The organism is Actinomyces culturomici (assembly GCF_900499005.1).
Classification (GTDB): domain Bacteria; phylum Actinomycetota; class Actinomycetes; order Actinomycetales; family Actinomycetaceae; genus Pauljensenia; species Pauljensenia culturomici.
Genome location: NZ_LS991319.1, coordinates 1 through 10,630 on the forward strand (window position 1 = coordinate 1; position 10,630 = coordinate 10,630).

Below are 10,630 nucleotides of genomic sequence, written 5' to 3' on the forward strand. Positions count from 1 at the left end.
GCGACTCCTGGGCGACCACAACCGCCTGACCCGGCATCTTCCCCGAGTCGGTGTCCAACGGCAGCGTCTCCTGGCCAGGGTGCAGATGATCGTTCGCGATGCGAAGCAGCGCGGCAAGCTCGCCGTCATTATGAGCAGTACCGACATGCTCCAGCACGACATCGCGTCGATCGCGGCGCTCAGCGATCTGCACTTTGACCGCACCATTACGCCCCGGCACCTTGCGAACGAACACCACGAGCCCACAATACCCAGCCCGCGGGGTGTGTCATCCACGAAAACCAAACACAACCCCACCAGGCAAAACGCACTCACAAAGAGCCGAAATCAGACCCAATTGTGCAACTCAGGTCAGACCAAAGAGATTGATGGCCTCTCCACACTGCATTCGTAAGACGAATTTGCAGCTGAACTATACAGCTGTGCCAAGATCCGAGTAATCAACTGCCGCACTCGCTCGGGAATGCGAAATGAGCCTTAGAACATGAGCCTAACTCCCAGCAATGTGCACGACCGCGCGAGGCGGGACACGAGCACAGGAATTCGCAGCTACAACTTTCAAAGGAACGGTCTACACGGCCACCAACAGTAGAGCGCGGCCAACAAGATTCCGAATAGGGATCTTTCAGTCTCGGTAGAGGAGCAGAGTAGTTCTACCCCTCTTGGGTGCGGCCACATAGAACTTCGACCCAAACGGAAGTACGAAACTTCCGTCCATGGCATCCTCCCCAAGGTAGCTTCTTCAGTCCCGACACTCCAAACTCCATTAGAGACGAGTGGGTGGGTCGAAGGCGGCAACGCATAGACCCACCCACTCACCACCTACTGAGAGAATCCAGTACTCGGATAGAAGGCCATGTTCGCCTGTCTGACATCTAGCCGCCCATATTGAACAACGATGCCGACGTTGGATGTCAGCGAGATCGCGTATTGCACCTCGGGAGGAACCACTATCCCGCCCATCTGTTCAGGATCATTCGTCCTCACACAGCGCACCCTCCGCGCGGGAACGTTGACGGAGAATACATCCGGATCGCGGTCCGCCCAGTATAAACACACGCGCACCATCGCGTCGGTCGAGTTCGGATTGAGAACGACAAGCGACTCGTGCCCAACAAGATGACCCACACCGGGTGGCGGAAGCTCACCATCCGCGAAGAACCACAACTTCCTCCCCAGCTCCGCGCTCATATCGCTCAACTCCTCCTTGCTACCGAGAAGTCACGAGCTGTTGTGACCTGCGCCCCGTCAGCAAGCAGTAGGCTCAACATGATCTTCAGCTGTTCAAGCGCAACGTCGCCACAGTTTTCGGTAATGAACCGATCCGGGATAACAGTGGCCTCGCCGAAGTTATAGCGATCCTCCATCGTCCAGAACTCCCATGGGTGGATGTAGTAGCAAAGAACCGTCGGAATCCCCTTCGAAGAACAGAAATCAGCGAAGCGCGATGAACGTTCATACATGTACTCTCCGCCACGGGTCCTGAACAGCGGCCACTGATCCCTGTCCCTTTCCAAGCCAGGATCCCTCGACTCCATCACCATGTCCGCGAAATTCGGTATCTCAAGCACCCGGCTATCGCCCTCTCGAGTCCAATCGTCAAGCGACGCAAAATAGGGAGCAAAATGCTCGCGGTAGAAGTACATTGGATAAGTGAGATCAGCAATATAGCCGAGTTTATCCAATGCTCGAACGACTGCCGTCGAACCCCAGAGCCGTGGACACCGGAATGAAACAGGTCGTTCACCAACTACCTTCTCGAGAATCCTCGTGTTCATTTCCAAGCGCGGAAATACTTCGTGAGGCAGGAGAGTCCTCTCACCCGGTAGCGCAAATAGTGGATCTCCAACAGTTTCATGTTCGAGCGAATGCGCGCCCACCTCATGCCCTCGTCGAACGCATTCGCGCGCCACCTCTGGATTCTGCTTAGCACATGCTCCAGTGAAAAGGAATGTCGCCGAGATGCCAAGCTCATCAAATAGCTCCAACAATCTAGGAGTCCCATTCCTCACACCTTCGTAGTAGGGCGTGAAGCTCCCAACGTCAGTCTCCATGTCGACTCCGATAATGACAGTGGTGTCACGATCGATCATTTCTTTTCCTTTCAGCTTGTCTTACCCAGTTGAAATGCTGACGTGAACTCAATTTGCTGAAGTTCCACACCATCAGATTCCAATTGCTCCAGAAGGCGATCACAGGCCCACGTCGAGATATCTTCCAGCGGTTGAATCATTGACGTAATGACCGGCCGCATGAAACCATACGTGTCGATATGATCAAAGCAAGCGACCGCAAAGTTGTCCGGAACACGCAACCCCTGTTCGCGAGCCACTCGAATCGCCGCATAGGCAAGGACGTTGTTCTGGGCAATTATTCCCTGAGGTCGCATCGGAGCGGAAAGCAGCTCCCTCGCTTTTCGCATGCCGTCAACGTAAGTGAAGTCCGTTCTAACCCGCCATAAGTCGGGCACATCAAGCCCAAGCATCGAGATACACCGTTCGAAGCCAGCGAGTCGCTCCTGCGCAGACGATTCACCCAAGGGACCCATTATTGTCGCGATGCGACGAATCCCCCGATCAGCGAAATGTTTCGTCAATAGGAAGGAGGCCTCTTCGTTATTCGAGCCCGCAAACGCGAAGGCGCGATCAATATCAGGTCGATTATCAACAAATACGATCCGTCGGATAACCGATTCAGGAAGATCGGCGTAGACCGAGCTTCCAGAAGTCGCAACGATCAGCCCATCGACCACCGCAGACCGCAGATGCTCGATGAAGCCCGCCTCCCGGTCGAGACATTCCCCTGTGTTGAAGAGAATCGGTGTGTACCCACGCCGAGACAATCGCGAGTCACAAAGCTGATAGAGCTTCGAGTAGAATTCATTCGAGATATCAGGAACGACCACCCCAACCATCCGCGACGACTGCTCTTTGAGGTGCCTGGCGATCCTATTCGGCCGATAGTCGACACTGTGAGCATACTCGAGGATCACTTTCCGCACTTCGTCACTGACGCGACCCTTTCCATTTAGCACCCGCGAGACGGTCGCTTCTGAAACTCCGACATGTCTCGCGATGGCGCGGAGCGTTGTCATTATCGCCTCCGATTAGTTCCGCTTCGAGTTTACGTCAATGAGCACCACGATAATGAGGATGAGCCCCTTAACGATCCATTGAAAGTATGTGTCGATACCCAGGAGGATCATGGCATTCGAGATAACTCCCGTGAGGAGAGCGGCAATCGCGACACCAAGGATCGATCCACGCCCGCCAAATAGTGACGTCCCGCCGAGTACCACGACTGTAATAACGTCGAACAACATCGAGTCTCCGAGCGAGGCGGAGCCAGACATGGTCCGCGCCGTGAGACCCACCGAACCGAGGGTTGCCAGGAGCGAACAGAGCACGAAGGCCAAGGCACCAACAAAACGGACGTTGATACCTGACAGTCGGGCAGCATCAGGATTTCCACCCACTGCATAGAAGGCTCGCCCGAGAGCCGTGTAGGACGTGAACACGTGGCAGGCTGCGCCAACAAGAATCATGAGATAGACCGGAACGGGAACGCCGATGAAGTAGCCCATTCCCAAGTAGTTGAAGCCACTTGGGAGACCACTGATCGGCAGCCCCCGGGAGTAGAGATAGGACACGCCCATCAGAACGTTCATCATGACGAGCGTCCCAATGAACGCTGGGACATTTCCGATCATGACGAGAGCACCATTAATGAGGCCGATGACAACGGAGACTACAAAGATTCCGACGAGGGCGACCCAGATCGGCAGCCCCAACTTGGCTACAAGACCAGCGAGCAGAACCGAAGTCAATCCAATTGAAGAGCCAATTGATAGATCCATCTGCGCAATGAGAATGACGAAGAACTGGCCGAAGGCAACGATTGCCAGGAAAGATACCTGACGAGCAATATTCATGAGGTTGCTGGGTTCAAGGAAACGATCAACCGTCGCCGCGCAAATGAGGAATAGTGCAACAAAGAGGAAGAAGATCATCCAATCTTCGAGAACGGAACGCCAGTTGACTCGAAGATCTCTCTTGATCACAGTTCCCTCCATCGTTTCAGCTGTCATATCAGTCGCCCGCTCCCAACAGTTCGCGCATAATTGCTGGTTGATTGATTTCTTGTCCAACGAATTCGGCCACAACACGCCCCTCGTACATTACAAAGACCCGGTGAGCCAACCCGAGAATCTCTTCGATCTCGGGTGAAACGAGAATTACACCATTCCCTCTAGAAGTGAGTTCAGCGATGAGGCGGTAAATTTCGCTCTTCGCGCCGACATCGATGCCTCTCGTCGGCTCATCCATAAGGAAGATACGCGACTGTGCAATGAGCCATTTCGCAAGGACAACCTTCTGTTGGTTGCCCCCCGACAGTGTGGATGGCCTTTGACCATCGGAAGCGTACTTGAGACCAAGGGCATCAAACGTCTGCTTGACCTCCTCTCGTTCCCTTTCCTGATCAACAAGGTCCCCTACTCGCTTGAATCGGCTGATCGCAGCGAGCGTCGCGTTTCTCCTGAGACTGAGTTCGCCGACCAGGCCCAACGCCTTTCGATCATCTGGGATGTATGCGATTCCGCGGGAGATTGCCGAGGCCGGAGATGAGATGTGAACTTCTTCGCCCTTTACGAGGATCCGACCGCTCTTGGTCTTAGCCTCGCCGAAGAGCGTCCGCAGCAGTTCAGTCTTGCCAGCACCCACCAGTCCAGCGATAGCGACAACCTCTCCAGCCCTCAGCGATATTGACACGTTCTCGAATCCGCTCCCCGACAGCGCTTCTGCTTCTAGGAGGACGTCCTCGCGCGAAGGCTCGAGTACTGGAAACACATCCCCCAGTTCGCGACCTGCGATCAGTTCGACCAGCCTCGGCTTGGTAAGACTGCGCACTTCCCCTCGCTCAATGAACCGACCATCCATGAGAACCGTGTAGGAATCGCAGATTTCGAAGATCTCATCGAGACGGTGGGAAATGTAGATGATCCCCTTACCCTGCTCTTTGAGTAGCCGGACAATCTCAAAGACTCTAGCAACATCCGTCTCCGGCAGGACCGCCGTTAGCTCGTCAAGGATGATGACATTCGCATCGAGGGCGAGAGCGCGCAACAACTGGACGATCTGCTTCTCAGCTGTTCGAAGCCGCTTGACTGGGACATTGAGGTCAATATCGATCCCGAGGCGACTCACGAGCTCCGCAACTTCGGCACGCTGCCTTCTTTTCGAGATGAAGGGACCTACCATCTCGAAATGGCCCATGCAAATATTCTCTATGCCTGAAAGCTCGTCCATCAGTTGGAATTCCTGATGGACAATCGCCACCCCGAGCTCCTGCGATTTGCGAACGTCGTAACCGTCATGAACCTCGGTCCCCCGAATCTTGATGGTTCCGGACGACGGCCGACATTCACCGATGATGCATCGCGCCAAGGTAGACTTCCCTGCACCGTTTTCGCCAACCAGGGCATGGCATTCACCAGGTCGTAGTGTCAGCGACACCGAATCGAGAGCAAGCACCCCTGGGAAGCGAACCGTGAGCCCTTCAACATCCAGTAGGGGCGTACGTGATGCATGTTCGTTCACGACTCCTCCTCGTTTGCAAGCCAAAGCCAACCCAGCGCCTCGATCCCTGAGCAAATGACGTCGTCGTCACGCCTCTCGGGATGCAACGTGTTCTCAATTTCCCTCTTGAGTTCGTGATAGGGCATCATGCAACTGCGTACGCCCGTCCATCCCACAGGAAGCAAGTCGAAGAACATTTCCCTGGCTATCGCGAAGTCCGCCTCATTGTATTCGAGCATCTCAAGTAGAAGACGCCGCTTCTCCTCCAGGCTGTGAGCAGCCTGTTCTTCGAGTGCCGTCAGACACAGAAGGTAAATCTCCCTATTGCGCCGAACAGCGTTCTCGATCCGCCTGAAGTGCTGCTCCCATGCTCTAAGTCGTCGATGTCCATGGAGTTCTCGGCAAATCTCAGAAATCTCAGCTAGCTCCACCGGCTGACGTTCGAGCGCCGCGCGAATTGTCGGTATATCCGTTTCTCGAACCGTATTAGACTGGAACGGAAAAGGGGTTCTGAACTGTGGGATCTGGCTCTCATGGATGGTGAGAATCCCGCGAAGCAAGGAAAGAATTCTGGGCCCAAGTTCATCGCCGAATACCGAAGCTGTCACCGCCTCGAAGAATTCGTCTTTGTTCATTTGGGAGCCCCAACCGTAATTTCCATGCGCGAATAGATGCAAGAACAAGCCATACCACTCGAACATGAATCCATTGATTCCGTGAACTCCCGCAACGACACTCGAGATATGCTGCTCAATGTCCCTCTCGATTACTTGGACATTGGCCTCATCCTCGTAGCGCAGCACATTCGATTCAAACACGCGGAATAGTCGGCCCATCGTTGAAGTAATCGAATTCGACTCAGAGTCACGCCCCCAGATCCTCTCCGGACCAAAGACGTCGACCCATTTGTTGAACTCGGTCGGCGGAACGTAAAGTGCCGGCGTCCAGAAGAGGACGATGTCCTCCGGAAGCGATCGGGATGTCTCCTCGAGCCAGACCCGATCCTTCTCGAGCGGGGGCTGGCGGAAGGCTCGAATTCCGATGACAATATCCGGCTTGACCGAGCGGACCTCGGCACGGATCTTGTCCAGGAGTTCGGCGTTCGCCTTGTGTTTGGCCTCTCCTGGAGTGCTCGACACCGCGCCCCAACGCTCGCTGCATCCGGGACAGGTGCAGAACCAGAATCCTTCTTCGCTCTCCTCCAAGGAGAAGCCGTCGAATCCAAGTTCGGCGATCCTCTTCATCGAAGAAAGGATATAGCGCTCATTCTCCCGATCGGACAAGCATGCAGAGTCGAAGTCGTTAAGGAACGCGGTGTCCGCGGGCACCTTCATCCTCTTGTCAGGATGGGCGATCGTCCACCCGCCATTATAGGAGTTCAGCCCAACATAGGCAAAGATTGCCATCCCGACAGTATGCGCGTAGTCAATTAGGTCACGAAGGAAGGGGTCAACGATATTCGGGTGCGAATAGCGGACATCAATGAATCGCTGATTCTCTGCGTTCCATATTCTGACGGGAAGATCCCGGAACTCGGTTTCCGGATATGGCTCGTTTGAGAAGGGCCAATAGCCGTACATGACCATGTTCAACTGGTTGATCTTGTTGTCAACACAGTGGTCGACGAACTGCTTCCACTCCGACAGCCCCCATAGCTGCATGTCAAAGCCGATTCGCCCATATCCAGCGTACCAACTTAAAGTCGGCGCCACAGCGCGAACTGGGATCGCCGGGTAGTCGTCAACTATACCCTGTTCAAGAACGAGGCCGCCGCTCCGGTCCGATAGCAGCATCTTGATTGTCGTCAAAGCGTTGACGAATCCTTGCCGACTAGATGCCACAACCTCGACTCCATCGATGTGAATCTCGAGATGATATCCCTGCTCTGCGAAAAGGTCGGGTCGGTCAGTCTCATCGACCCTCAGGTTTCCGCGAAGAACGAGCGGGAACGCAGAATCCTCAGCATTGGAAGTTCGGACATCGGGATAGTCCCAGAACCTGGAGGCCATGATCGTTTCCAGATCGTCCACCACCTCCTTGGGTACGGTTGAGTCGACGGCGACGTCGAAGCGTTTAAACGGTTGCGTCGTCGTTCCGGCCCACACGGCCTTCTTAGGTTCTGGGAACAACACCACAATCACTCCCTTCGGGTAGGGGGCTCCCCGGATCCGGATAATGCAAGATCCGGGGAACTCGAATCAGCCGAGCCACTTCCAGTTCTGCCAGTCGTAATTCGCTATGTTGGCCGGAGTGATCGCCTCCGGCTTGGGCAGTTCATACGTTGCAGGGAGCTTCTCACCCTCAGCCATCGACTTCCACAACGCATCCATCGCGGTGTATCCGAGAACGACGGGATCCTGAAGCACTTCTCCCGCCCAAGACTCGTTTCCGTCCTGAATGTATGACAATACTTCCTTGTCTCCGGCAATACCGATGAACTTCATTTCATCTGCACGATTCGCACCGACGGCCGCGTTGTAGGCGCCAATGACCTCAGCATCATTGTGCCCGCTGACAATATCGATTGTCGGCTCCCGCTGAAGGATGCCCTCCATGAGCGTCTGGCCAGAGTTTCGGTCGGCGGCACCCGTATCGCCCTCTTCAATGATTCGCGCATTTGGGTACTTAGCCTTGACGACCTCTGTAAAGCCGTTGAGCCGGGCTTGCGATACCTCTCCCGATGACGGGACCGTGATGAAAAGGAGTGTCGGGTCCGACTTGCCAAGCTTGTCGAGCTCCGTGACGGCTACCGCGCCAGCTGCCTCTCCGAGAGCTACCATGTCATGGCCGACAAAGGTATTCCAGACCGCGTCCTCAGGCGAATCAGGTTGCTGCGGATAGTCACCAACAACAAATTGTACTCCATTCCGCTTATGCAGATCCACCATTGTCGGAATGATCGCTTTTGAATCGACAGGAAATACGACGATGCCCTTTGCGCCGGCCGAGACAAGATTTTCGAGATTTGAAATGTTTGTCTGAATATCCTGCTTGTTGTCCTCGAATTGAAACTTCACATTCGCTTCGGGATGTTCCTCGCCCCACTTCTCCATACCTTCTTGCGCTCCGAGGAACCAGGCATACTGAAGCGTGAAGATGCTGCCCCCAATAAGGGTCTCATCTTCTCCATACACGTGTCCGCTCGACGCCACTGTCGAACCCGATGAATTCGACTCCCCTTCGGTCGGATCGGCGGTGAGCGAAGCACAACCGGCCAAGGAAAGAGCCACGATGAGGCCCGTTGCAATAGTTTGTGCTTTCATTGATCTCTCCATTTCCTACACACGAATTCATATATCTTCAACGCCCAGCCAGTTCGACAGAGCGGAGCAACCGCAGCGAAGCCAAGAGTGGACCAGCTCCGCCCGACTTAGCAGTCGACTTCGATGATTTCGGGAAGCTGAGGTGAGAGGAGGTCGATACCCTTGTCACGAACGACGATCGGTTTCTCCCATCGGCATCCAAAAGCGCTTCCCATGCCAAAAGTGTCGATCTGGAACGTCATTTGCGGTTCAAGCCGGTAGTCGGAAGTCGTTTCCATCCACGGCGCTTCAACCTCAATCAATCCGAGGCCGTGACAGGGACCATACAGGAAAGCGGCCCCCATGCCTCTGCGATTGAACTCAGCTTCAAAGGCCTTAGCAATGTCCGCGGCAACTAGTCCCGGGGCGAGTTTCCGCTCTGTCCACATGTGCATCTCTCGGACGAATTCGACGATCTCACGCTTCTCACCCGAGATCGGTCCCATGGACACCGGCATTCCGATCGAGGGACTGTAACCGTCAATCTTCGCAGACAGATTGAGCTGAACGATGTCACCCTTATTGATCTCCCGATACGACGAGCGCGAGATGGCATGCTTCGTGCTCTTCTCAGAGAAGACGTACATCGGAAGGCCCTCGTACTCGGCGCCGTTAGCATAGATCGCCTGTTGCGCCACCCCGACCATTTCGAGCTCCGTGACCCCCGGACGGAGAGCCTCGACCACCGCGTGGGTCGCAAGCTCCGTGATTCGAGCCGCCTCTCGCAGACACGAAATCTCATTCTCAGTCTTGTGCGAGCGCAGCTGCGTCATCAGGCGGCGGGCGTCGACGAGTTCGGCATCGGGGAACGCCTCAGCCAGGCCCCGCCACTGCACGACATTCGTATCAAGAACGGACGCAACGCCGATTCGCTTAGGTGAGGGATCGATACCGAGCTGGGCGAAGACATCTCGATACGTTTGCAGGCGAAGATGGGGGTAATCGGGATCAGCGGACTCCCGATACTCCGACATCACGAAGATGTTCGAGATCTTCCCGAAATCCTCGGCGTAGATGCTTGATTCAGGTCCAACCATGAGCGCTGCATCACCATCTGGGTTGATGGCGACACCACAGCGCTCGAAGAGTGGCCAGAAGCCACTGAAGTAGCGGGTATTCGCATAGTCCGCCTCATTGCCGTTGACAACCAAGGCATCGAGTCCCACTTCGCGCATGAGCCGGGCAGCGTTCTTCGCCCGCTCAACATACTCAACATCGGGTATGCACACTCGTTGCATTCAAGTCTCCTTTGACCAAGGCAATCGATTACTCATCATTGGGTAATCGATTGCGCACAGCGTAGCCCCCTCTTCTGAACATCGTCAATAGGTGACGTCACAAGTCTCTGGGGCACGCTCCAGCCAGCAGGATGCGGCCCCCTGCATGAGCACAACACCACGCACTTGCGAAGCGGATGTCTAAGTGGGCGGCAGGAGGATACGGAAGTCCTGACAATGTCTCACATCGTGAAATCCGCATGATTCCGCGGTACTTCAAGAACTGAAATGTTTGGCGGAAATCCGCCGAATATACACAACCGTATTCGCGCGCCCACGGGAGCCGTCCCAGTGTGGGGGTCGATGAGTCCCGCCCCTCCCGTTACCTTGTTGGTGGTCGCTGGCGGAGAAGTGTTGGCGGCTGGGCCAGCGGTGGTCGGCATGATGTCTTGCCCCTGTCTACTCAATGATCCGGGGGTGTTGTCACCGACCATCCGCGCGGCTGGTGGTGACCGCTGATCAGGGGAACGCCCCG

At 55.3% G+C, this 10,630-nt stretch carries 8 protein-coding genes and 1 pseudogene; all 9 read right to left on the minus strand.

What is annotated here, in order from left to right; all coding sequences use genetic code 11:
* A pseudogene (locus DY157_RS11030) lies at nt 1-238 on the minus strand (IS1634 family transposase); the annotation flags it as partial.
* Nucleotides 239-822: 584 nt separating this feature from the next.
* Entirely contained in the window at nt 823-1,191 is a 369-nt protein-coding gene (locus tag DY157_RS11035) for a sensory rhodopsin transducer (protein WP_115728700.1), read from the minus strand.
* Nucleotides 1,192-1,196: 5 nt separating this feature from the next.
* Nucleotides 1,197-2,093: a polysaccharide deacetylase family protein gene (locus DY157_RS11040; protein ID WP_115728701.1), complete on the minus strand. Its 897-nt coding sequence runs from the start codon at nt 2,091-2,093 to the stop codon at nt 1,197-1,199.
* Between the two features lie 11 nt (nt 2,094-2,104).
* The gene (locus DY157_RS11045; protein ID WP_115728702.1) at nt 2,105-3,094 is read right to left on the minus strand and encodes a LacI family DNA-binding transcriptional regulator; all 990 of its coding nucleotides are present in this window, start codon (nt 3,092-3,094) and stop codon (nt 2,105-2,107) included.
* Nucleotides 3,095-3,106: 12 nt separating this feature from the next.
* Nucleotides 3,107-4,060 carry an ABC transporter permease gene (locus DY157_RS11050; RefSeq protein ID WP_160159537.1) on the minus strand — a complete coding sequence of 318 codons (954 nt, stop codon included), beginning with the start codon at nt 4,058-4,060 and terminating at the stop codon, nt 3,107-3,109.
* 28 nt (nt 4,061-4,088) lie between these two features.
* The gene (locus DY157_RS11055; RefSeq protein ID WP_160159538.1) at nt 4,089-5,597 is read right to left on the minus strand and encodes a sugar ABC transporter ATP-binding protein; all 1,509 of its coding nucleotides are present in this window, start codon (nt 5,595-5,597) and stop codon (nt 4,089-4,091) included.
* Nucleotides 5,594-7,708, minus strand: coding sequence for a glycoside hydrolase family 20 zincin-like fold domain-containing protein (locus DY157_RS11060; protein WP_160159539.1), 2,115 nt, complete (start codon nt 7,706-7,708; stop codon nt 5,594-5,596). Before DY157_RS11060 ends, DY157_RS11055 begins: the two co-directional genes overlap by 4 nt.
* A 66-nt stretch (nt 7,709-7,774) precedes the next feature.
* Nucleotides 7,775-8,839, minus strand: coding sequence for a sugar ABC transporter substrate-binding protein (locus DY157_RS11065; RefSeq protein ID WP_160159540.1), 1,065 nt, complete (start codon nt 8,837-8,839; stop codon nt 7,775-7,777).
* A 107-nt stretch (nt 8,840-8,946) separates the two neighbouring features.
* The gene (locus DY157_RS11070; RefSeq protein ID WP_115728707.1) at nt 8,947-10,116 is read right to left on the minus strand and encodes a M24 family metallopeptidase; all 1,170 of its coding nucleotides are present in this window, start codon (nt 10,114-10,116) and stop codon (nt 8,947-8,949) included.
* Nucleotides 10,117-10,630 lie beyond the last annotated feature (514 nt).

Coding starts and splice junctions, on each gene's coding strand:
- DY157_RS11040 (WP_115728701.1), bottom strand. CDS start 2,093: ATGATCGATCGTGACACCACTGTCATTATCGGAGTCGACATGGAGACT.
- DY157_RS11065 (WP_160159540.1), bottom strand. CDS start 8,839: ATGAAAGCACAAACTATTGCAACGGGCCTCATCGTGGCTCTTTCCTTG.
- DY157_RS11045 (WP_115728702.1), bottom strand. CDS start 3,094: ATGACAACGCTCCGCGCCATCGCGAGACATGTCGGAGTTTCAGAAGCG.
- DY157_RS11070 (WP_115728707.1), bottom strand. CDS start 10,116: ATGCAACGAGTGTGCATACCCGATGTTGAGTATGTTGAGCGGGCGAAG.
- DY157_RS11035 (WP_115728700.1), bottom strand. CDS start 1,191: ATGAGCGCGGAGCTGGGGAGGAAGTTGTGGTTCTTCGCGGATGGTGAG.